Origin of the sequence: Paenibacillus sp. SAFN-117 (assembly GCF_051966115.1) — a bacterium.
Lineage (GTDB): Bacteria > Bacillota > Bacilli > Paenibacillales > NBRC-103111 > Paenibacillus_L > Paenibacillus_L residui.
Window position 1 is genome coordinate 353 of the sequence record NZ_JBQCLK010000014.1, and the last position, 22392, is coordinate 22744.

Consider the following 22392-nt stretch of genomic DNA (forward strand, 5'->3'; position numbering starts at 1 on the left):
AATTGCTGGTCTTTTGCCGATTTTAGCTAAAATCGCTCTGAAGACGTGCACTTTTGCAGGTCTTTTTGCAGGCGCTGACGCGTAAAGCCGGAGTTGCCTCGAAGACGAGCAAAAGTGCATGTCTTTCCCAGCCAAAAACGGAAAATCGCCGAAATCGCAAAATTTACCTGCACAATTGCTGGTCTTTTGCCGATTTTAGCTAAAATCGCTCTGAAGACGTGCACTTTTGCAGGTCTTTTTGCAGGCGCTGTACGCGTAAAGCCAGAGTTGCCTCGAAGACGAGCGAAAGTGCGGGTCTTTGTCTTTTTTCGTCAGTGTTGTCATGTTGGTCGGAACAAATTTAACGAAGTGTTGTTCCGGGCTTTTACTATACCATTACTGATTCGATAGAGGCAATGGCGTCCCGCCTTCGCGGCTCTAGATAACGTCCGGCTTGAGGGAGGGCAAACAGTCGCAAATTGTTCTTGTATTTTCTATACATATTAGTTTAGAATGTATGTATAATGAATTGGGAGGGATTGGAAATGGACCAATGGACTCATGCCGGATCATTGGAGGAACTGAAGCGACAAGGCGCTAAGGTGATTAAGGGAGGAATCGCCGTTTTTGTTCATGAGGATCGGGTGTATGCGGTGGACAATCGTTGTCCTCACATGGGTTTTCCCCTGCATATGGGAAGCTTGTGCGACGGTATATTGACTTGTCATTGGCATCATGCCCGGTTCGATATTTGCAGCGGAGGCACTTTGGACCCATGGGCGGATGATGTGCCGACCCACGAGGTTAGGCTGGAGGAAGGGGAGGTATGGGTTAACCCGAAGCCGAGGAATCAAGGAGGGGCGGATAAGCATTTCAAAAGGCTGCAGGAAGGGCTGGAGCAAAACTTGTCTCTGGTGATCGCCAAATCGGTCATTGCCCTGCTCGAAGCCGGTGTGCCGGAAGAGAAAATCGCGCGGGTCGGAATCGAATACGGGACGGTGTACCGCTCGGGAGGCTGGGGCTCGGGACTGACCATTCTGGCCGCCATGGTCAATGTGCTGCCGAAGCTGGACCGCTATGGGCGGTTTCTCGCCTTGTTCCACGGTCTGCGTCGGGTAGCCGCCGATTGTGCGGGAAGACCTCCGCGTTTTGTATTGGAATCGCTTCTGGAAACGAATGCTTCGATGTCCCGCCTGACCTCCTGGTACCGTCAATGTGTAGAGGTGCGGGACACACAGGGAGCGGAGCGGGTTCTGCTGACCGCCATCCGTCAGGGGGCGGAGAACGGCGAGCTGGCCGACATGATGCTGGCCGCCGCCACGGATCACTTCTATCTGGATGGCGGGCATACGTTTGACTTCCATAATAAAGCCTTCGAAATGCTGGAGAGGCTGGAAGAGGGGATGAAGGAGCAGGTGCTTGCTTCCCTCGTTCCGCTGCTGGCCAATCCGACGAGAAGCGAGGAAAGAAATAACTGGCAGCAGCCGGTCAATCTGGTCGCTCCCCTGCGGGAAGCGTTCGAGAGGCTGCCCGAGCTTGACGGAAGGGTCGGCGGAGAAGAGGCGCCCCTCGATGAAGAGGCCATGTTGGAGCTGCTTCTAGGTGAGGAGCCGTTGAAGACGATCGCGGCCATTACCGATGCGCTGCATAACGGGGCGTCTCCGGTATGCATCGCCCGTCTGGTTGCTTTGGCAGCCGCGGAGCGGATCGTCCGCTTCCACACGCAGAATGACTTCGGCGATTGGATTGCGGTGCTGCACACCTTCACGCATGCTCATGCGGTTCACGAAAGCCTGCGGAGAGGAGCCGGCGTCCCCACCATTCGGGCGATCTATTATTCGGCGGTCAGCATCTACCTGGACCGCTTCCTGAACATTCCGACCGCCCCGAAGCCGAAACCGGAGCAGGCGGCCAAACGCGGCCATACCACCGATCCGGCCGAGCTGCTGGAGCTGATGAACCAGCGTCAGCAGGTGGCGGAAGCGGCGGATTGGGCGGCGCATTATATGAGCCGGGGAGGAGACGTGCAGGCGTTGTTCAACACGCTTGGACATTCCTTGCTGCGGGAGGATGCCGAGTTCCACTCCTATCAAGTGCTCGAGGCCGGCATCCGGGAATACGACCTCTGGTCGGAACTGTCCGGGCCATTGGCCAAGCGGGCACAGGAGACTATGGTGCTGGCTATCACGCGCTATCTGGCCGCACATGCGCCGACAGCAAGGGAGCTGCCGCACGTGGCGCAGATCGCTTGGCGGCTTCATCGCGGCGACCGGTTGTTCGAGGAAGAAGAGGGCGAGGAAGCGGTTAAGGCTTAGACGATAAAATGTCCGAAGGGAGGAGAGCACTCCTTCCTATCGGACATTTTTTGGAATGGGGTGGGGGGAAAGGCCCCTGCTTTGGAACGATAACCCGATGGGCGAGGCCACTCTATGGGAACGATTACTCCGTGGCGGTGAAATTACTTCATGGGAGTGATTCTCCATTGTGTTGAGATTACTCCATAAGAACGATTACCCGATGGGCGAGGCCATTCCATGAGAGCGATCCCTCCATAGGTGGTTACTCGATAGGAACCCGCCACTCCGCAACATCGATCCATTGACGGGTGGTGAATTCGCGGCCGCGGACGTGAATTTCCTTCTCATAGACTTGAATGTACATTCCTTGGGCATGACTGTTATCCGAGGGGGCAGAGGGGCGAAGCCGTCCGACCGCCGAATTGGAAAACCAATGGATATTGTCCTGAGTCGTATAGTGATTATCTGTATAAAAATCCCGGTGGGTATGCCCCGAGAAGACGAATACATTGCGGTAGGGCTTCAGAATGTCGCGAAACTCATTGGCCCGAATGAGCCGGTGGGTTCCTCCATCGGAGCCCAGGGCAGGCAGCGGCTGATGGATCATGATCAGGGCCGGTTCTCCGTTGGTATGCTCGGCCATTTTGGCCCGCAGCCAGTTTAACTGCTCATCCGAGTACCAGGCTCCTTCTCCTACATCTTCTCTTTCCTCAAGGTAAGCCTCCTGCGACAGCATGATCAGGTGAACGCCGTTGATCCATTCATCCGTGTATGGTTTATCGTAATTCATATACCGCTGAAATCGTTCCCTGGATTGGGCGTCGGTCTTGCCGTTCGGCATCGTGTCAGTGGCAAAGCCGCCTTTCTCATTGATCCATATATCATAATAATCATGATTTCCCATATTGGCATGCATTGTCGGCAAGGAGTATTGTTCCAGAATCGACCAGAGCTGCTGATACTCGCCCTCCCGGCCATAATCGGTCAGATCTCCGCCAAGAACAAGCGCATTCGCTTCAGGATCCAACTGGGTCACATCATCCAGCGCAGCCTTAAGCTTGTCCGTAGTCGTAGTGTCATAGAGACTTATATGCAGATCGCTAAGAAGAAACAGGGATGCCAGCAGCTTTCCTTTTCCTTCCGGCTCACTCTCCTCCCCGGCGGCGGTTACCTTGTCCGCATCCGGTTGACTCTCCGCGATAGAATCCCTCCCGAACAGCCATCGCAAGAAAGACCAAATTCCGCCAAGAGACGCGATAAATACGGACGCAAGCAGTTTCAAGAAATATCGTCTGGACATGATTCACCTCCAAGCAGCATTCACGAAAGGGAATTCTTTCCGTTCTATTATACACTTTGTTCTGTTACAAACCCAATATGGGATCGTTTATTGTCGATAGGTTGGAGAAAATGGAGCTGCTTCTGTTGAAACGGGCATAAAGTTTCGGATTCTGTCAGAAAAAAGGAAGGAATCCAGACAAGCCGTCTAGAATTAAATTACGATCGGCGGCGGGATACTCAATCGAACCGGATTCAGGGGATGTTCCAGCGGGAACAACGGGATGAATTCGGACGGAAGGGGTGCTCGCCAAGCGGTCGGGTGAACCGGATTGAGGGGATGTTCCAGCGGGAACAGCGGGATGGATTCGGACGGAAGGGGTGCTCGCCGAGCGGTCGGGTGAACCGGATTGAGGGGATGTTCCAGCGGGAACAGCGGGATGAATTCGGACGGAAGGGGGGCTCCCGAGCAGTCGGGTGAACCCGTTTGAAGAGCCCATCTGAAGTATCCGTACGATCGCGAGCCAAGCGATGTCCGTTCGAAACGAGGCCCAAATGAACCCATCGAGTGAGATTCCTATCGCAAACAGCGGTTGACCCATGATCGAGCGGAATTTTTTTCGAACGCTGCCGTAAGATCATGATCGAGGGAATGCCCAAATAAAAAAAACGCTGAACCATCAAGCGGTTCAGCCGTCTTTTCTGAATGATTGGAATGCTTTGTCCCTTTCCCAGGCGGTAGGTTCGCCGTAGGCTTCCCAGTATAATTCGCCGGTCTCGTATTCATACCAAAGCATATGTCTTTTCTCACCCTTCTCCCGAACGTACCATACGATTTTCTTGGAAGTATAGTCACGGGGAACGGCGTAGATTTCGGCAATTTGGTCGGTTTCGATCCCTTTCTTCTTAAGGGCTTCCGCTATATCGGTTTCGGGCACTCCTTCGCTCTCCAGAGCGGTTCCATAGACTTCGATAGATTCGTCCGGACCTGCGACCCATACATATTTAACCTGTCCGTTATCATCTCTGCCTGACAGCATCAGGAATGCCGGGCCTCCCGGATAGAGCGCCTGGATTTGATCTACGGACGCGAGTAATTTATGATCAAGCACATAGGCTCGGGCTGCATCGTGAGAGGGCAAGTCCCTGGCCGTATTCTGCCGTAAATTGGGGTTCCCGGTTCCGTACATTAACAGAAAAACGATAAGGGTCGTACCGGCAAAAAGCGCCAATAAAATCAACGTCGCTTTCAGCTTCATGTCGTTCCTCTCCTCCTAGTAACTGCAAGCCCATTTTAACAGATCGGATAGGAAACCACCAACTGTACTTCTAAACGTTTTGTGAACAGTTATAATATCTTGCCGTACATCAGTCGATAGAGTAGAAAGAAAGAGAGGAGATGGACCATTGAAACCGTTCAGTCAATCCAAGAAATCACGAATAACAGGACGATACAAAGGAATATTGGGGGTGACTTGTCTCGCCCTGACCGTCGCCGGCTGTTCGGGTCAGCCGCAAACGGCACCCGTACCCGATCCGTCGCCGTCACCCGTCGTCACTCCGACTCCGAGCCAGGCTCCGGCCTACAAGTATCACTTCCCGTTGACAGGTAAAGGGACGAATGAGCAGGTCGAAGACAGGCCGCTTATGGTCATGATAGAGAACTCTCCGCAAGCGCGGCCGCAGACCGGGCTCGATCAAGCGGATGTCGTGTTCGAAATTCTTGCCGAGGGTGAAATTACCCGCTTCGCGGCTGTCTATCACAGCCAAAATCCGAAGGTGATCGGTCCCGTGCGCAGTATTCGCCCATACTATGCCCAACTGGGAGAGGGATTGGATGCTTTGATCGTTCACGCCGGATGGAGCCAAGATGCGATTAATTATATCAATTCGCGGAAGCTGGCGCATTTTGACCAGGTGTATGGGGATGACGCATACTATTGGCGGGATAAAGAACGTTCGGCGCCGCACAATTTATATACCAGTGTGGACAAAATCCGCGAAGGAAGCGAGAAGAAGAAGTTCCGGCAGGAATGGAAAGCTTTCAAGTATCCTTTCTTGAAGGAGGACGAGAAGGTATCCGGGGATAAGGCCGAGCGTGTGAAGGTGAACTATATACACGGTTATTACGTATCTTATGAATATGACGCCGAGGCCGGAGTCTATAAACGAAGCATGGCGGGAGAACCTCATCTGGACAAAGATTCCAAGGTGCAGCTGACGGCCTCCAATATCATCATAGCCGAGACGAAGCACCGGGTGTTGGACAATGAAGGCCGGCGCAGCGTAGACATCGATGGGCCCGGTAAAGGAATGCTCATTCAGGGAGGCGTGAAACGCGATGTGACCTGGGAACGGAAGGACGGTACGATCCGTGTGTATGAGGACAAACGGGAGCTTCCGCTGCTCCCCGGACAAACGTGGATTCAGGTCGTTCCGGTCGATTCGAAGGTGGAAATTGAGTCAGGAGACAAAGGCAGTGCTACGAACAACTCCGGCCAATAATTAAGGTTCGGTTGTTTCTTGGAGAAATGCCGGGGAGCGGACGGAAAGAGCGGGTAACGCGAACGGCCCGCCCCGGGAAGAGCGGACCGTTAAGACGCTGACGTAAGAGCCGCAGAACTTATCGGTAGGGGCGTCTGCTGACCCGCGCTCTGCCTCCTGTCGGCCGCCGGCGGGAATAGCCTCCGTATGCCGAACGTCTCCCCGGACTCCCGCCTCTTCGCGATCGGCGTCTTCGGGTGGGGACGGCCTTGCTGTCGGCTTCGGCCGTAGCGGCCTTGGAACCGAAGGTTCCCATAAGCAGCTTGAGCATCGGAGCCATTTGCTGAATGCTCTGGACGACCTTATGCACTTTGGTCACGGTCGATACAATTCCGTCGATTCCTCCCATGCGATCGATGAAGGATTTTACCTGATTGAAGTTGAAGCCGCTGCCTCCACTGCCCGTACCGCCCTGACCCCCTCCCGCACCGGCAGGATTCGCTCCAAATCCGGGCATTCCCGGGAAGCCCTGATAACCAGGGAAGCCCGGGTTCTGGTAATAACCGGGAAACTGTGGGGAATCGATCCAATTGCGCACCTGGGCCTGATCAATCCCCGGCTGCCGATATAGGACCGGGTAAGCATGGCTGGACTTGGCCTGATGGTTAGAGTTCACTGGATTCACAACCCTTTTATATAATCTCCTCACTTGATGAGATGTCAGTGGGGGTCCCCAAAATCAGGAAGAAACGATCTGTTATTCAAGCAGCACTTCCTTTTTTGGGGTCATCTTGTTTATAATCTATGTGTTAGGCAAATGATTGGATTGGACGGATGTCCCGGCTATCGGGCTTTTTACTCGATGCTGGAATCCGTGGCTTGGGCAAATCCGGCTAACCCTCATGTACCGTAAAGCAGTTTGAAGGCGGAGCATGAGGTTTATAGTGCCGAAGCATTTTAACACTCTAACGCTTAACATTTATGCTGTTCTGAAAACTTAAAGCAGGGATTCGGCTCTTGATGTCGAAAGATATGAAGTAAAGCAAATCAGCAGAAACGAGGGAAGATCATGCAGTTGAAAAAGCTGAACGACAAAGCGATCGACCAATTGTTTGAGGCGATTTTGACTTTGAAGGATATGGAAGAATGCTACGTTTTTTTCGATGATTTATGTACGGTGAACGAGGTTCAGTCTATGTCCCAGCGTTTGGAAGTAGCCCGCATGCTTCGTAAAGGGTATACTTATAATCAAATCGAGGCTGAAACCGGCGCCAGCACAGCGACCATCTCCCGGGTGAAGAGATGTCTGAACTACGGGAATGACGGCTACAAGATGACCTTGGAACGGCTGGGAAGATAAACTTTCATAGCGGGTGCAACCCTTTGCGCCGCGCCATCGGACAAAATCCTTCTCTCCCTGTCAGAGTGGGATTTTTCATATTCTGCTTTCAGGGAAGAGACTTCGAGGCGTCAAAAACTGGAGAGAAATAGAGATTATGGAACATACTATAGTCAAATGATCGTAAGAACAGATTGATGTGCGGGATGATGTTTTAGAATACCGTATCGTACGCCCTTTCCAATAGAAAAAAAGCTCCATGCGGATAACAATCCGATGTTCGGGTTATTCCGCCGGGGATTATAGAATATCGTATTAGGGAGCCTTATCCGGGCTAAGCAGTGCATTGGAGGATAGGTTCCCGGTCAACATTGGACAGAATATGGATAAACAGGTGATTAGTGAATGGCCAAACGTGCAAGGTTGATATACAATCCATCTTCGGGTCGGGAGGAAATGAAGAAGAAGCTGCCGGATATTCTGCAGCGGCTGGAACGCGGAGGCTTGGAAACCTCTACCCACGCGACCATCGGAGAAGGGGATGCTACGCTCGCAGCGGCGGAAGCCGTTGAACGCGGATTCGATATCGTTATCGCGGCCGGAGGAGACGGAACGCTCTATGAAGTAATCAATGGCCTGGCAGAGAAGGAGCACCGTCCGGCGCTGGGCATTCTGCCTCTTGGAACGACGAATGATTTTGCCCGGGCTTTGTCCATTCCACGCAATTGGGAGGCGGCCTGTGATCTTATTATCCGCCAGCATACGCGCCTGATCGATGTAGGGAAAGCGAACCAGCGGTATTTTATCAATATTGCCGGAGGAGGTTCTCTGACGGAGCTGACCTATGAGGTGCCCAGCAAGCTAAAGACGATGATCGGACAGCTTGCCTATTATATTAAGGGGATCGAGAAGCTCCCCCGCCTGCGGCCGATTGAAATGCACGTCAAGACGGACGAGATGGAGGTTCATGAGCAGGTGATGATGTTCCTGGTCACGAACAGCAACTCCGTCGGGGGATTCGAGAAGCTGGCTCCCGAAGCCAGTCTGGATGATGGGCTGCTGGATGTTTTTATATTGAAAAAATGCAATCTGGCCGAATTCATCCGCATCGTTACATTGGCACTGCGCGGTGAGCATCTTAATGATCCGCACATCATCCACACCTCAACGCGGAAGATCGAAATCACTTCACCCGATTACGTTCAGGTCAATCTGGACGGGGAGCTGGGCGGAACGCTCCCATGCACCATCTCGGTGCTTCCTTCCCATCTGAACATCATCGTGGATGAATCCGGCAGCTCAACTTACCGGGTCAAGCATAGCTTTCCCAGGTTGGGGAAAATAGATAGTTAAAGGTTTGTTGTGCAGCGGATCGGGTAGGTACTGTCGAACATCTTCTTGCGAGTGTCTGGTAGCTTCTCATGTATGGTGTCGGGTGAAAAAATGGTATGCTGGTTGACGATGTCAAACGTACGGTGAGTTGGGTCTGAACATCCTCGTTCGAGTTATCTAAATAGCCCCGTTGGCGTTCGCTTCAAGGAGGCGCACCCATTGTAGGGGAACCTGGCCGGTTGATATCGAGACACAGGTTCGCAGCATGGATATTGCCTAACGGGGATGCGCTGCTTATTCATCGTAGTAAGGTCAGGGATACGAATTGCCCTGGGGCTATCGGTTAACGAATCCAGGATACGTTATTTCTCTTTGAATCCAACATTTGCAAAATTTAACGAACTACAGAGTCCTTAATAGGTCAGAATCCGGTGTAAAACGGGTATGGAGTATAGAATAAGATTGCTGGGATTCGTTAGCTTTTTAAAATCGCTATTTTGTATGAAATAAGGTGCGCAGTGTTCGTTAGAATATGGCCATCTTCAAAATAAAGAAAAGGAACCGGGTTTAACTCTATGACAAGGAAAAGAAGCAATCGGACACGTCCTTCCGGCCGACCGGCCAAAGAGGGAGCGAATCCTAAAACTGAAAATCCGGCGGCAGACGGCATTCCCGTACAGAAGAACGACGAAGTAATACTGGATATTGCCGGGCTGGGACACGAAGGTGAAGGGGTGGGCCGTTATCGGGGCTTTACCCTTTTTGTGCCTGGAGCCCTGCCGGGCGAGCGGGCCTTGGTCCGGGTATTGAAGGTGAAGAAGCAGTACGGCTACGCCAAGCTGCTTCGAATCGAGCAGGCGAGCCCCGAACGTGTGCAAGCTCCCTGCCCGATCTACAGCCAATGCGGCGGCTGCCAGCTTCAGCATCTGAGCTACGAGGCCCAGCTTCAGCATAAACGCCAGATCGTGATCGACAGTCTGGAGCGGATCGGCAAGCTGGAGGTGCGGAAGGATGACGGAAGAACCAGCGGCGAGCGGGAAGGGGATATCGCCCTAATAGCGGAAGAGAAGAATGGAGCCGAGGGGAAAAATGGGCCGGATGGGATCCATGGCGTCTCAGAGCGGTTTGGGGCTGGCCACGCCGGGATCATCGTTCATCCAACTATGGGAATGAAGAACCCCTGGCGGTATCGGAATAAGGTCCAGGTTCCTTTCGGCGAAATGGAGGGCGGCCTGATCGGGGGCTTCTATGCCCAGGGCAGCCATCGGATTATCGATATGGACCAATGCCTGATCCAGCATGAGCGCAGCGACGAGGTAGTGGCCCGGGTGAAGGAGATTGCCCGCTCGCTGGGGATCTCCGCTTATAATGAGGCCACGCATACGGGCTTGCTCCGCCATGTCGTGGTCAAATACGGCTTCGCGACCGGAGAATTGATGGTCATCCTCGTCACGAACGGGACCCGAATTCCTTCGGTCGAGCAGTGGGTTCGCGCTATTCGCGAAGCCATCCCCGGCGTCAAGAGCATATGCCACAACGTGAATACGGCGAGGACGAACGTCATCTTCGGAGAACGAACGAAGGTGCTGTGGGGCGAGGAGGTCATCCACGATACGATCGGGGATGTGAAATTCGCCATCTCGCCGAGGTCGTTCTACCAGGTCAATCCGGTACAGACGGAGGTGCTGTACCGCCAGGCCCTTGAGTATGCCGGCTTGACGGGGAAGGAAACGGTGATCGATGCCTATTGCGGAATAGGCACGATCTCGTTGTTCCTGGCCCGTCATGCCAAGCAGGTCTACGGGGTGGAGATCGTCGAAGACGCGGTAGCCGATGCCCGCCGCAATGCCGCGCTGAATGACCTCCATAACGTCACCTTTGCCGCAGGCAAGGCGGAGGAGGTCATTCCTGCGTGGAAGCAGGAGGGCATCGTCCCCGACGTCATCGTCGTCGACCCACCCCGCAAGGGCTGCGACGCCGCGCTGCTCGAGACGATGGTGGCGATGCGGCCTGAGCGCATCGTCTACGTCTCGTGCAATCCGGCGACGCTCGCCCGCGACCTGCGGGTGCTGGAGGATGGAGGCTACCGCACGTTAGAGGCTCAGCCGGTGGATATGTTTCCGCATACGGTTCATGTGGAGTGTGTAATAGGAATATGTCGAGACGATACGTAGAAGTGCTGAATTATCAGTATTCTGCAAAGTATGCTTCGTTTACGACTAATGGAAAGGACTACAGGAATAAGGTGTTAAACGATAAAATCGAGGTTTCTATTGTTCTCGACTTGGAATGGATAGATACACCTAGTGATTTTTAATTGAAAACAAGAATATCCAAGAGAGCGTCCTTATCGGGGCGTTCTCTTTTTATATAGATATTTCTTCAAAGAGCCGGTTGTCCCTCTCAGGCAGCCGGCATTTTTCATGAAAGGAGGAACAGCGAATGACGAAGGTGATTGCTCTTGCCAATCAGAAAGGCGGTGTCGGCAAAACGACTACGGCTGTTAATTTGGGTATTGGCTTGGCGACTGAAGGTAAAAAGGTTCTTCTAGTGGATGCGGATGCACAAGGCAATTTGACAGATGCGTTGGGTTACCGCGAACCGGATAATTTGTCAATTTCTTTGGCTACACTGCTCGTTAAAAATATGTTGGAAGAATCGTATCCGCCCCAAAAAGGCATTTTGCACCATCCCGAAGGGATTGACCTAATGCCCGGTAACATCGAATTGTCTGCTGTTGAAGTCTCGCTTGTCAATACAATGAGCAGGGAAACGATCTTGCGCTCCTATATAGACAAGGTGAAAAAGGACTATGATTATGTCCTTATTGACTGTATGCCCAGCTTGGGCATGTTGACCATCAATGCACTGGCGGCCGCTGATAGCGTCATCATTCCGGTTCAGGCGCATTATTTACCGGCGAAAGGAATGACGCAGCTTTTGCAAACCATTTCCCGCGTTCGCCGCCAAATCAACCCGAAGCTACTGGTAGATGGCGTGCTGCTGACGATGGTAGACAACCGGACCAACTTTGCCAAGGATATTTCCTTTGTTCTTCGGCGTGATTATGGAGACAAGCTGCGTGTGTTTCAATCGGAAATTCCGCTTTCCATCCGTGCGGCGGAAGCGAGCGCCAAGGGGAAGAGCATTTATAATCATGATCCGAGCGGCCAAGTAGCCCAAGCATATACGTCTTTTACAAAGGAGGTGCAGGGTATTGGCAAGGCAAGACGACAGACGCGCCAGTATCAAGCTGACCACAGTCGATGATTTATTTTCGACCGATGAGAGCCGCGCCGATGCACAGCGGGAAAAAGTGATGGACATCCCGTTGTCCGAGATCAGCGATTTCCCCGATCATCCATTCAAAGTAAAGGCGGATGAAGCGATGCTGGAAATGGCGGACAGCGTAAAACAATACGGCGTATTGGTTCCTGGACTAGTACGTCCGAAGGCAAATGGCGGGTATGAGATGGTCGCCGGACATCGGCGGAAAAAGGCGAGCGAGCTGGCGGGTATGGAAACGATGCCTTGCATTGTCCGTGAACTGGACGACGATCAAGCGACCATTATTATGGTGGACAGCAACCTGCAACGGGAACATATCGCTCCTAGCGAGAAGGCGTTTGCTTATAAGATGAAGCTGGAGGCGATGAATCGTCAGGGGCAACGTACTGACTTAACTTGTTCCCAAGTTGGGAACAAGTTTGAAGGAAAGAAATCTAGCGAGATATTAGCAGAACAAATGGGAGAAAGCAAAAATCAAATATTTAGATACATTCGCTTGACTCATTTGATCCCTTCCATTCTTGAAATGGTAGATGAAAAACGGATCGCGTTTAATCCGGCTGTCGAGTTGTCTTACTTGGCCGAAAAAGAGCAGCAAGACCTTTATGAAACGATACAGTCCGAAGACTGTACGCCTTCTTTGTCACAAGCGCTGCGTATGAAGAAACTGAGTCAGGGCGGACGGCTCAATATGGATGTTATCTTCTCGATTTTGACGGAGGAAAAGCCCAATCAGAGGGAAAAAATGCACATTCAGCGGGAGCGCATTGATCGCTTTTTCCCTAAGAATTTCACTGAAAAACAAAAGGAGGACCTTATTGTCCAACTGTTGGAAAGCTGGTATCGCAAGCGGCAGCGCGAACATGGAAGATAATCTTAAGCAACATGAACAAAAAATAGCCATTCCTTACTCTCCATTGCAAGGGAGTTTTTTTGTGCCTACAAGGAGGTGACGGAGATGCTCTTTACGGAAGGTAAATGGCGGAAATACGAACGATTAATGAAAGAAAGGCCCGGTTTTGACCGCAGAGAACCGAAAGATGAATCGGAGCGTTCCAACACAGCTAAAGAGGAACGAAGAAAAAGAAGTCGAGCAAAACATAAAAGCAATGAGAAGGAAGAAAGTTGAAATTCATTTGGTATAGAAAGGAGTCGTGAGCATGTCTTGGATCTATCGTCATCGCAAGATGCTGGTGATCGCTGCCATTTTGTTCGGCATTCTTTTGCTCGTGTCGGCTGTCATTTTTCACTTGATGAGACAAGCTGAACAACAGCAGGAACATCAGGAAGTGATCGCCCATTATGAGAGGCAAATAGAACAGTTAACAGCGACTAAAGAAGAATCGCTGCAAACGGTATGGACTGTGGCTCGAACCATTCCGGCCGGTGAGCAGATCGAACCGGAAGACGTCACGGCGATGACCCTGCCGACCGCATTGGTTTCGCCCGAAATGATCGCTAAGGAGGAAGAGGCGGTCGGTAAACACGCCAAAGTTGAACTTCGCCCGGGAATGCCGCTTCTTGCTTCTGTGCTGTATGAGGGCAACCCGATTGCCAAGGATGTGCGGACACAAGAGTTTCAAATCATTCAGCTTCCGTCGCATCTGGGAAAAGCACAGTATATCGATGTGAGGATCAACTTCCCGACTGGCGAAGATTTCGTTGTGCTTGCCAAAAAGCAGGTGCTTGATCGCGAGGGAACCGTCATTTGGCTGGAGATGAATGAAACCGACCTGCTGCTCACATCAAGCGCGATCATCGATGCTTATCTGCAAGGCGCAAGATTATACGCGGTGCCCTATATCGAACCGGGACTGCAAGAGGCAGCGACGGCGACTTATCCGGCCAATCCGATGGTGTTGGATTTATTGGAGCAAAACCCAAACCTGGTTGAGCAGGTTTCTACTGAGCTGGCTCGTCAGCAACGCGAAAGGTTGGAAAGCAACCTGAATGAAATGAGCGAAGCGGACAAAATGCGGGTGATGTACGGCAATGTCACCGTGCAGCAACAACTCATGAATGAACGGGCCGCAACACAGCAAAGCAATGCCGCTCAGCAAATGCCGCAGCCCCTTAGTTTCCCGGAGCAGGATGACCAAGAGTCGGTGCAAGGAGAAGATGAACAGCCGCCTTCTTCCCTTCCGGTCGTGGTAGAAGAAGAATCGCCCGAAGCGACGTTGCCCGATCCACCGCCTGCATCCGAGCCAGAGTCAGAAACGGCCCCGGATTATTCCGAAATCTTCAATCAATAAGGAGAAACCATGAAAAAGATTGTATTTTTAGGAGCGCCGGATAAAAGCCATGTGCTGTTATTGCTTGGCAAACTCCTGGCCGCAATGGATTACAAGGTGCTGGTGGTGGACTCCACTCTCGCACAAACGACACAGGGATATTTGCCGCAGGAAGAATTACGCGCCCCGCTCTACGAGTTTGAAGGTGTGGACGTGGCCTGTGGGTTTATCTTGTATTCGCAGATGGAACGATACTTGTATCAGAAAGCAAATGGCATGGATTACGATGTGATGCTGCTGGACACCGACCATACCGAAATGGTCAAAGGGCGGGAGTTGCCCCATTACGACAAGCGGATCTGGTGCAGCAATTTCAACCGATTGACCATGCAGCGAAATGTCGAATTGATGCAGCGGTTATGCTTGCATGAAGCACAGAATCAACCGGTATCGTTTTACAAGATGATGCTATCCGTTGTTCCTCTGACTGTCACCGAGGCGTATCTCGATTCCGCCTTTGCTCAGCAGACCATTCGCTGGGAGGAAGCGGTTTTTCGTTTTCCGCTGGATGAGCATGATGTATCCGTCGAGCTGGAAAACCAGCATCATGGCCGCATCGATGTGAAGGGACTATCGGGAACGTATCGTCGCACGATATGGGAGATGGCACAACAGTTGTTTGATTGGGACGACAAAACCGTTCGCAGGGCATGGAAGCGACTTCGCCAAGAACGCGCTGCCTTCCGTCGCTAATCAAGCTGATCAAAATGATTGAGAAAAGGAGGGGACACGGTGACGGGACATACAATCGTGTTTTGGAGTCCGGTATCGGGAACCGGGACAACGAGCAATCTGGCAGCGACTGCCTCGGTCATGGGACTGGAGTATTCGGCACATATGTTGCTGCTGGGTCATTGTGAAAGTCACGATATCGCCTTGAAGCAATGCTTTTATCAAACGCATGCCTCTCGGGAGATGGACATGGATGTCTCAGTCAATATGGGGGTAGATGCGTTATTGCGACTGCTGCAAAACCGAAAATTGCACCCCAACATGATTCGGGATTACACGCTGCCTTTGTTAAAGGACAGGCTCGACTTGCTGCCGGGTTCAAGCAAGCCGGATGATCGTTTTATTGACATGGCCACGCCTTGGATGGAATCGCTGCTAAGCATGGCGAAACGGATGTATGATCTTGTGTTTGTGGATGGCGGCAGCGGAAATTCATCGGAATGGACCAACGGTTTACTGCGGCTGGCGGATGTGCTGGTGGTGTGCCTCCCGCAAAATCGGTTGGCTGTCCATCGTTTTTTTCGGATGGATGAACTTCAAGCGATGCTCGCAACTAAAAAGCATGTGCTCGTATTCGGAAAATATGATCGGTACTCATCTTTGACCCATAAAAATTTGTTGCGTCCTTATGGACGGCGTTTACAAACATGTTCGGTCAGTTACAATACACGGTGGTTGGATGATGGACAAAACGGGCAGGCGATTTCTTACATGTATCGCAATCGGCAAGTGCCGCGGGAACATGAAAACTATCTGTTCATGCGAGACGTGCGAGCGTTGGCACTTGCGTTGATTGAACAAACGGGCTTGCACAATGCCTTTTTCGGCGGGAAGGAGACCACGATATGATGGGCGTGTTACATGGTCTGTTGATCGGAGGCATTGTCTTAATAGGCGTATTGTTCCTGTATTTGCGCATGAGCCGAACCTTGCCGGAACGCCAGCAGGAAGCGCCGGTGTACACGTTGAAGGCGATGGAAGAATACGTCAAAAGAGCACTGCATGACGTGATAAGCGCCAATCTGACGGATTACGGTCTATCAGAAGAAGAGTACCGGCGACGGAAAAACAAGCGGGCCGAGATGAAAAAAGCGCTGCGCGGATGCACGTCTGGTGATCTGCGTGACAAAATGTATGTCAAGCAATATATAACCGATTTGCTTGCACAGCACTATACGTTGGATCATGAACATCTGAACCGGTTGATCCCGTTTGATTGCCCTGAATCGTTGTCGCATCAGGATCGGTTTGACATCTTGCTTCATGTATACAAAAAACGTCACGGCTATCATGCGCTTAGTGAACTCATACGCCGCTATGATCTGGATCGGCCCAAGCCGGATGCCCATGAAGAACAGGAGCTGTCTTACCGTATTACGTCTGAGGAGATCGGCGAGATTTATGAACAAGAGGACGTCCAGCTATCGGAAGAGGATAAACTGCAAATCGTGGTGCAGCGCATTTACCAGCACTACAAAGGCTTTAGTGTCGTGGACGAACTGCGCGATATGCGCATTGACGGCGTGTCCGGCGGAGTTTCCGGTTTGCCGCCTTCCGTATGGGAAGAAACATGGGATTGGGAAGGGGATGTTCAACTCGGTGAGGTGCCGCGGGCGCATGACAGTGTGTGGGTTTTTTATGAAGGGAAATCCATTCACCTTAGTTTCCTCTCCTTTGGATCGGAACTGGAACTGCGGCGTGTATGCCAAAACATCTACAAGCATAATTTTCCCGGCCAGTTGTCCGAAACGACCGGATACAAGGTGAATGAAATGGCCGACGGTTCTCGTGTCGTGGTGCTGCGCCCCCGATTTGCCGAGTCGTGGGCTTTTTTTGTGCGCAAATTTGATGTGCAAAATGCCACTTTGGAACAGCTGATTCGCGATGAACATGCGGAACTGCCGATTGCTCTGATTCGCTATCTTGTGATGGGAGAGCGCATTACGGCGATAACTGGCGCGCAAGGCAGCGGGAAAACGACGCTGCTTATGGCCATGGTGCGTCATATATCCGCCCTGCTCCCGATTCGCGTTCAAGAGATGAGCTTTGAACTGCAACTGCGCAAAATTTATCCTAATCGTAATATTCTCAGCCTTCGGGAAACTGAAACGATCTCCGGTCAGGCCGGGCTGGATATACAGAAAAAAACGGACGGCTCGGTCAACATTTTGGGTGAGGTGGCGACCGACCCGGTAGCGGCCTGGATGATCCAAATGGCGCAAGTGGCTTCACTTTTTACGTTGTTTACCCACCACGCCAAAACGTTTCGCGATTTGGTGTTGTCCTTGCGCAATTCATTGCTCAAAACCGGCGTGTTTACCAATGAACAGGTGGCAGAACAGCAAGTGGTCAGCGTCATCAACTTTGATATTCATTTAAAACGGGATGCGGACGGTCGCCGCTATATCGAGCGCATCACGGAATGCGTACCGCTTGCACAGGAAATGCCTTACCGGACAGACTTTCGCGAGAAAAAGACGCTGGATGAGAAGATGGATGCGTTTATGGAGACGGTGACGGACTACTTCCATCGCTCCACGGATCGGAAACTGTATGAAGCGCGAAATGTCATTGAATATCGGGACGGCCGTTATGTTGCGGTTCATCCGTTGTCCGAACAAAGCCGCAAAGATATTACAGAGCGGCTTGCCGGTCCGGACCAGGCAGCTTTCGAGGCGTTTTTGTGTAATTGGGGGGATGGCGATGAATCTTGAGTGGCTTTCCCTGCTGCTTGGCGGAGCGACGCTGTTGTTTCTTGGGGCGGTCTTAGCGTTTCAATTTTTGTCCCGCTATGGGGAAGCCGGGGCAGCACGAAAGTATGAAGCCTTGCGCCAACCTGCCAAAACGAGCAACAAGCAGGCATTGCACAACGGCATGCAACAACTCTATACCCTCTGCTCTCGTGTACCGCTCTTGCGTACCTACTTACACTTCATTCGTCGTCGTTTGGTCATTCTCCACCTGGGCGATGAGTGGAAGCTGCGTCTGGAGACGATGCGGACGGCGCTTTGGCTCTGGGGCATGTTGCTTGCAGCGGCTGTGCCGATCACGCTTTGGGTGCGCGATGTATTTACACTTGTCATGCTGATGATTGGCGGTTGGGTTTGCCACGGCATGTTAACAGACGTATTCGTACAACGGTTGGAAATGCGATTGTTGCGTCAGCTACGCCAGTTTTTCGGGGATGTCCGTCATCATTATCACCGACACGGAATGGTAGAAGAAGCGATTTACGAAGCGACGGATGAAGCGCCGTATGAAATGACTTTGCACGGCCAGGAAATCGTTGAAGTGTTGACCGACAGCCACGCGGAAGAACGACTGGAACAATACTTGGAAACGGCTCCGAACCGTTATTTGAAAGGTTTGGCCGGATTGTCGTATCTGGTGAAGGAATACGGAGACAAACAAACGGATAGCGGATCATTGTATTTGAAGGCATTGGGAAAATTGGCCGGTGAATTGAACTTTGAATTGTTGCGCCGGGAACGCCTTGGTTTTTTGCTGCATGGGCTGTCCGTTATTGCCCTGCTTCCGCTCTTGTTTACCCGTCCGATTGAAGCATGGGCCAGCTATTATTTTTCGGCGATGGACGCCTTTTACAGCAGTGTGATGGGTTGGAGCATAAAGCTCGCCTTGATGGGGGTCGTTTGGCTCTCCTATGTTCTGCTTCGTCATATTCAGAGCTTGGAGACCTCGCCGAAAATCACCAACCGAAAGAGATGGGAGAAATGGGCGCACGGCTGGGGCTGGATGCGTTGGCTCGTTCACCGATTGGGTCCTGCTCCTGGCTCAAGGGAAGCGGAACGGATGGTGAAGCTACTGAAAGAAACGGCTTCTCCTCTACGGTTGGAATGGTTTTATGTCCAGCGAATCGTGGCGGGAAGCATGGCTTTTCTTGCAGCAATGGGGCTATTCATAGCTTTGCATTTTACGGATCGGCATCAAGTGCTATATGCGCCGGTGTATGCCAATACGTTGTTTGGTCAAGCGACGCCTGAGGAGCAGGAAAGAGCGCTGGAAGCAGCCGCGCTGGATCGGAGAATCATCGAACAAGTAAAGGGGGTGAGGCCTACAGAGGAGTCGCTCTTGGAGCTGTTGCGAAAGGAGACCGGAGGAGAACGTTCGGATGAAGCGCTTCGCGCGGATGCACAGCGCATTATAGGCAAGTTGGAGAAACTCGACAGGCAATACGTCAAATGGTGGCAAGCGCTATTGACCGTTTTGGCGGGCTGGGTCGGCTACTGGGCGCCGGTCGGCATTCGCCTGTTCCAGCGCAAGATGCGGCAAATGGAAATGAAGCATGAAGTGGATCAATTGCAGGCGGTCATTGCGATGCTGGCCGATATGGACCGCATGTCGGTAGAGCATTTGCTAATCTGGATGGAGCAGTTCGCCCGCGTGTTCGAAGAGCCGCTGCAAACATGCCTGCTCCATTTTGATCAAGGCGCTGAACAGGCGCTGGCGCAGCTCAAGGAGGATGCGCCTTTTCAGCCATTCGTGCGCAAGGTGGAAAAGCTGGAACTGGCGGCAAGCACGCTGCCGATTCGAAAAGCGTTCGATGATTTGGAGTCCGAGTCCGTGTATGCACAGGAAGAACGCAAGCAGGAGTACGAACGATTGATTGAGCACAAGGCGGGCTGGGGCAGAATGATCGGGTTTACACCAATGATGGCGCTTATTTTCGGTTATCTGGTCATTCCGCTTATTGTTGTCAGCTTGAACCAAATGTCGGTGTACTACGAGCAATTGCAACGCATTCAATGATTCAACTTTAGTGGTGCTTTCCATGTTGGAAAGGACCGTTTTTTATTTCTACATTTAAAGGAGAGATCGACCATGTCCAATGCACAAAAGGCGCTGGTAATGGCGGCGGGCATTTTCCTCGCAATTGCGCTCATTACCCTCGCTGTCGTGTTGTTTATTTCCGCGCAAGATTCAACAAAAGCAGCTCAAAGCAATTTTAGCAATATCCAAACGGAATTATCGCAGACGGCCTTTACAGTGTATGACAACACGACACTTTCGGGCAGTCAAGTCGTCAATGCACTGCGCAAGTTTTCGGATCAGGAACAGTTTGGCATCCAAATAATCACCGGGAAAAACCCGACCGGGCAGTGGTATGGCAAAGTCATCAACATTGGCGTTCCGATGGACAGCATTACGTATGGATCGGTCGTTGGCGATGCGCCTGGACGTCTGGAGCATACCGTCGATGAAGCCAATGTGAACTATGTTAATCCGAGCGGAAAGTTTCAGGCGCAATTGGTGCTGGATCGCAGCAATGTCATTCGCGGGATCGTGTTCCGGCAACAATAAGGTGCGAAAATGAAATGAAGCCAAGGGGCGTCCGTCTAGCTGGCGCCCCCTTTTGCTGAAAGGAGGAAGCCATTGGATTACGCGACGCGAACGATGTTGGAGATGAGTGCATCCTGTCTCCTGTTTTTGATCGCCGTGGTTAACGGGCTATGGCTGTTTCAAAACGGCGCGACGCTTGCCGATTCGGCCTATCTCGCCGGTATGACGCAGGACCGGACCATCCGGCAAACGTTGTCTCCCTTGTCCGGTGATGGCATGATGTCGGGAACCGAAGTGTTTCAGGCCATCGCGCGGTTGGAAGAAGGAGATGCGGAAATCGTGGTGGATGGCGTCCGATACGCATCACCGGTGAACCGGGAGCAATGGTTTTCAGACAGAATCCAACTCCATGGCCGATACAGCGTCTTGCACGAACGTGACACGGACGGGCGGCTGTTGCGCCTGGTAGTCGTCACACGTTGAGGAGAATGCCATGAACAGTTATATTAAGGTGTTTGCGATACTGCTTGCCGTACTGCTGCTTTACATCTACCCGATTTACACAGCGTTCCAGCAGCAGGATGATATTTCAGAATTAGTCGTCCTGCGGGCGACAACCGCATTTGTGGATGCGGTACGTGACAAAGGATATATTTCACCGGCCATGTATACCGATTTCAGACAAACTATTGAGGCGACGGGCCTTGATTTCAATGTGCAGATGGAACATGAAAGCAAGAAATATGTGCCGGTATATGACGATCCGACCAGGCCAGAAACGTTCCAGGGTACGTATAAAGTGCATTACGATGCATTTTACAACGCTCAGATCTTGCCGGTGCTGTTTCCCGGTAGCTCTGCCCCCAGAGACGACCCGTCAAGAAGGTACAAACTGCGGGTGGGCGATACGTTCACCGTCACGGTCAAAAATGTGAGCCGTACGCCCGGCACGGTCTTGTTGGATTTTCTGAACAGCACCGTCAGCCCGAACGATAAAATATTCATTCCTTATGGCGGGGTGGTACGCAATGAAGTGGATTGAATGGGCTGTCGTTGGTGTGCTGATCTTTTTCCCGTTTGCCACAATCAATCAGATTGACGTAGAACTGATGCGTCAAACGATGCTGCTCGAACTGCGTTATGACGCTGCCATGGATGCAGCGGTGGATGCGGCGGCACAAGCACTCATCATCAATGCAGATCAGCAGCATGAGTCACGCTACGAGTCGGTCAAGCGAGTGGCGGTCAACACGGAGGAAGCGCTCACGGCGTTTTACCGGACGTTGTACACCAATTTCGGCATATCCGGCGATCCGGTTGCGCAAGGGGTTTTGAACCGTTACATTCCGGTGATTGTTGTCATTGGATACGATGGGTTTTATGTTTATGCCGAGGATGAATGGACAGATCGTAACGGCCAAACGGTCATGGCACCGGCTTGGGGAACCAAACGGCCGTATGCGTATACCGATTCAAGCGGCAACAGCTATTCCTTTACGTTGGATGAACAAGTGCTGGTGTATGCTGCGGCAACTCGCAGTTGGCATGAGGGTTTTCGTAGGGACATTCAGGCGGAGGCCAACATTCCGTTGTTACGAGATGCGGCGTTATTTCATGAAGTGCGGCTCAGCACCATCGTGGGCGCAATACAGGATGAGCTGTCCTATCGGATCAACAAGCATAACGAGGTCGCCCTGCGAAATGGTCTTTCCTATACGTTTACACTGCCGTCCATCCCGCTAGAGGAATGGCACAACACGATTGCCGATGTAGGCGTTGTGGCTTTTATGCAGGGAATTCCGATGGGACGCAAGGAATATAACAACTACGCACTGGGCGGCAGCCGCGTAATGAAGCAAACGGAGATTGTAGGAGCGATGAAAGACAATATGAAAGTATATTATCGCAGAAGCTGTCCGTACTCCTATCCGATAGAAGAAACGTTCGCAAGCGAAAAAACGGCGGCGCAACAGGGATATATGCCGCTTTCTTGTTCCTCTTTCTAAGGGTGGACAGTCTGACTCATGCACATTATGCTAGTAGTAACAGTACAACCAGTCCAGTCAGGATTACT

The 22392-nt window shown here is 51.9% G+C and carries 21 protein-coding genes; 18 read left to right on the plus strand and 3 right to left on the minus strand.

Annotated features, from left to right (window positions below; genetic code table 11):
• Positions 1-524: 524 nt before the first annotated feature.
• The gene (locus ACTHRH_RS10980; protein ID WP_440415521.1) at positions 525-2294 is read left to right on the plus strand and encodes a Rieske (2Fe-2S) protein; all 1770 of its coding nucleotides are present in this window, start codon (positions 525-527) and stop codon (positions 2292-2294) included.
• 244 nt (positions 2295-2538) lie between these two features.
• Here the strand turns inward: ACTHRH_RS10980 and ACTHRH_RS10985 are convergent, their stop codons facing one another.
• Complete coding sequence (locus ACTHRH_RS10985; protein ID WP_440415523.1) at positions 2539-3576, minus strand: metallophosphoesterase family protein; 1038 nt, start codon at positions 3574-3576, stop codon at positions 2539-2541.
• Positions 3577-3816: 240 nt separating this feature from the next.
• On the opposite strand from ACTHRH_RS10985, the gene ACTHRH_RS10990 reads away from it, so the two are divergent.
• The gene (locus ACTHRH_RS10990) at positions 3817-4035 is read left to right on the plus strand and encodes a hypothetical protein (protein WP_440415525.1); all 219 of its coding nucleotides are present in this window, start codon (positions 3817-3819) and stop codon (positions 4033-4035) included.
• A gap of 208 nt (positions 4036-4243) precedes the next feature.
• Here the strand turns inward: ACTHRH_RS10990 and ACTHRH_RS10995 are convergent, their stop codons facing one another.
• Positions 4244-4813, minus strand: a complete 570-nt coding sequence (locus tag ACTHRH_RS10995; protein ID WP_144940723.1) for a hypothetical protein — start codon at positions 4811-4813, stop codon at positions 4244-4246.
• A 148-nt stretch (positions 4814-4961) separates the two neighbouring features.
• On the opposite strand from ACTHRH_RS10995, the gene ACTHRH_RS11000 reads away from it, so the two are divergent.
• Complete coding sequence (locus ACTHRH_RS11000; RefSeq protein WP_379285705.1) at positions 4962-6059, plus strand: DUF3048 domain-containing protein; 1098 nt, start codon at positions 4962-4964, stop codon at positions 6057-6059.
• Between the two features lie 118 nt (positions 6060-6177).
• On the opposite strand, the gene ACTHRH_RS11005 is transcribed toward ACTHRH_RS11000, so the two are convergent.
• On the minus strand, positions 6178-6714 hold the full coding sequence (locus ACTHRH_RS11005) for an aminotransferase (protein WP_144940719.1): 537 nt from the start codon (positions 6712-6714) through the stop codon (positions 6178-6180).
• 393 nt (positions 6715-7107) lie between these two features.
• On the opposite strand from ACTHRH_RS11005, the gene ACTHRH_RS11010 reads away from it, so the two are divergent.
• The 15 genes from ACTHRH_RS11010 (at position 7108) to ACTHRH_RS11080 (ending at position 22324) form a co-directional block, all read left to right on the plus strand.
• Positions 7108-7398, plus strand: coding sequence for a YerC/YecD family TrpR-related protein (locus tag ACTHRH_RS11010; RefSeq protein ID WP_144940717.1), 291 nt, complete (start codon positions 7108-7110; stop codon positions 7396-7398).
• 384 nt (positions 7399-7782) lie between these two features.
• On the plus strand, positions 7783-8730 hold the full coding sequence (locus ACTHRH_RS11015; RefSeq protein ID WP_144940715.1) for a diacylglycerol kinase: 948 nt from the start codon (positions 7783-7785) through the stop codon (positions 8728-8730).
• Positions 8731-9284: 554 nt separating this feature from the next.
• A complete protein-coding gene (gene rlmD / locus ACTHRH_RS11020) occupies positions 9285-10883 on the plus strand; it encodes a 23S rRNA (uracil(1939)-C(5))-methyltransferase RlmD (RefSeq protein ID WP_440415528.1) in 1599 nt (532 codons plus the stop codon).
• A gap of 268 nt (positions 10884-11151) precedes the next feature.
• Entirely contained in the window at positions 11152-11979 is an 828-nt protein-coding gene (locus ACTHRH_RS11025; RefSeq protein ID WP_341034387.1) for a ParA family protein, read from the plus strand.
• Entirely contained in the window at positions 11927-12871 is a 945-nt protein-coding gene (locus ACTHRH_RS11030) for a ParB/RepB/Spo0J family partition protein (protein WP_379286648.1), read from the plus strand. The genes ACTHRH_RS11025 and ACTHRH_RS11030 overlap by 53 nt, the downstream gene beginning before the upstream one ends.
• Before the next feature lie 84 nt (positions 12872-12955).
• Complete coding sequence (locus ACTHRH_RS11035; protein ID WP_155609868.1) at positions 12956-13126, plus strand: hypothetical protein; 171 nt, start codon at positions 12956-12958, stop codon at positions 13124-13126.
• A gap of 31 nt (positions 13127-13157) precedes the next feature.
• A complete protein-coding gene (locus ACTHRH_RS11040; protein ID WP_283927139.1) occupies positions 13158-14249 on the plus strand; it encodes an SAF domain-containing protein in 1092 nt (363 codons plus the stop codon).
• Positions 14250-14258: 9 nt separating this feature from the next.
• Complete coding sequence (locus ACTHRH_RS11045) at positions 14259-14981, plus strand: hypothetical protein (RefSeq protein WP_440415532.1); 723 nt, start codon at positions 14259-14261, stop codon at positions 14979-14981.
• A 39-nt stretch (positions 14982-15020) separates the two neighbouring features.
• Entirely contained in the window at positions 15021-15869 is an 849-nt protein-coding gene (locus ACTHRH_RS11050) for a hypothetical protein (RefSeq protein ID WP_283927141.1), read from the plus strand.
• On the plus strand, positions 15866-17734 hold the full coding sequence (locus ACTHRH_RS11055; RefSeq protein ID WP_440415534.1) for a pilus assembly protein CpaF: 1869 nt from the start codon (positions 15866-15868) through the stop codon (positions 17732-17734). Before ACTHRH_RS11050 ends, ACTHRH_RS11055 begins: the two co-directional genes overlap by 4 nt.
• On the plus strand, positions 17724-19787 hold the full coding sequence (locus ACTHRH_RS11060) for a hypothetical protein (protein WP_440415536.1): 2064 nt from the start codon (positions 17724-17726) through the stop codon (positions 19785-19787). Before ACTHRH_RS11055 ends, ACTHRH_RS11060 begins: the two co-directional genes overlap by 11 nt.
• A gap of 72 nt (positions 19788-19859) precedes the next feature.
• Entirely contained in the window at positions 19860-20339 is a 480-nt protein-coding gene (locus ACTHRH_RS11065; protein WP_007130992.1) for a hypothetical protein, read from the plus strand.
• Positions 20340-20411: 72 nt separating this feature from the next.
• Positions 20412-20801 carry a hypothetical protein gene (locus tag ACTHRH_RS11070; protein WP_440415538.1) on the plus strand — a complete coding sequence of 130 codons (390 nt, stop codon included), beginning with the start codon at positions 20412-20414 and terminating at the stop codon, positions 20799-20801.
• Between the two features lie 10 nt (positions 20802-20811).
• Positions 20812-21360 (plus strand): hypothetical protein, encoded by a 549-nt coding sequence (locus ACTHRH_RS11075; protein ID WP_440415540.1) that lies wholly within the window; start codon positions 20812-20814, stop codon positions 21358-21360.
• Complete coding sequence (locus ACTHRH_RS11080; RefSeq protein ID WP_283927144.1) at positions 21347-22324, plus strand: hypothetical protein; 978 nt, start codon at positions 21347-21349, stop codon at positions 22322-22324. The genes ACTHRH_RS11075 and ACTHRH_RS11080 overlap by 14 nt, the downstream gene beginning before the upstream one ends.
• Positions 22325-22392 lie beyond the last annotated feature (68 nt).

Excerpts from the sequence above, each read along its gene's own strand:
- ACTHRH_RS11055 (WP_440415534.1), top strand. The coding sequence starts at position 15,866 with ATGATGGGCGTGTTACATGGTCTGTTGATCGGAGGCATTGTCTTAATA.
- ACTHRH_RS11075 (WP_440415540.1), top strand. The coding sequence starts at position 20,812 with ATGAACAGTTATATTAAGGTGTTTGCGATACTGCTTGCCGTACTGCTG.
- ACTHRH_RS11045 (WP_440415532.1), top strand. The coding sequence starts at position 14,259 with ATGAAAAAGATTGTATTTTTAGGAGCGCCGGATAAAAGCCATGTGCTG.
- ACTHRH_RS10995 (WP_144940723.1), bottom strand. The coding sequence starts at position 4,813 with ATGAAGCTGAAAGCGACGTTGATTTTATTGGCGCTTTTTGCCGGTACG.
- ACTHRH_RS10980 (WP_440415521.1), top strand. The coding sequence starts at position 525 with ATGGACCAATGGACTCATGCCGGATCATTGGAGGAACTGAAGCGACAA.
- ACTHRH_RS11065 (WP_007130992.1), top strand. The coding sequence starts at position 19,860 with ATGTCCAATGCACAAAAGGCGCTGGTAATGGCGGCGGGCATTTTCCTC.
- ACTHRH_RS11060 (WP_440415536.1), top strand. The coding sequence starts at position 17,724 with ATGAATCTTGAGTGGCTTTCCCTGCTGCTTGGCGGAGCGACGCTGTTG.
- ACTHRH_RS10985 (WP_440415523.1), bottom strand. The coding sequence starts at position 3,576 with ATGTCCAGACGATATTTCTTGAAACTGCTTGCGTCCGTATTTATCGCG.
- ACTHRH_RS11080 (WP_283927144.1), top strand. The coding sequence starts at position 21,347 with ATGAAGTGGATTGAATGGGCTGTCGTTGGTGTGCTGATCTTTTTCCCG.
- ACTHRH_RS11015 (WP_144940715.1), top strand. The coding sequence starts at position 7,783 with ATGGCCAAACGTGCAAGGTTGATATACAATCCATCTTCGGGTCGGGAG.
- ACTHRH_RS10990 (WP_440415525.1), top strand. The coding sequence starts at position 3,817 with ATGTTCCAGCGGGAACAACGGGATGAATTCGGACGGAAGGGGTGCTCG.
- ACTHRH_RS11035 (WP_155609868.1), top strand. The coding sequence starts at position 12,956 with ATGCTCTTTACGGAAGGTAAATGGCGGAAATACGAACGATTAATGAAA.
- ACTHRH_RS11025 (WP_341034387.1), top strand. The coding sequence starts at position 11,152 with ATGACGAAGGTGATTGCTCTTGCCAATCAGAAAGGCGGTGTCGGCAAA.
- ACTHRH_RS11010 (WP_144940717.1), top strand. The coding sequence starts at position 7,108 with ATGCAGTTGAAAAAGCTGAACGACAAAGCGATCGACCAATTGTTTGAG.
- ACTHRH_RS11040 (WP_283927139.1), top strand. The coding sequence starts at position 13,158 with ATGTCTTGGATCTATCGTCATCGCAAGATGCTGGTGATCGCTGCCATT.
- rlmD (WP_440415528.1), top strand. The coding sequence starts at position 9,285 with ATGACAAGGAAAAGAAGCAATCGGACACGTCCTTCCGGCCGACCGGCC.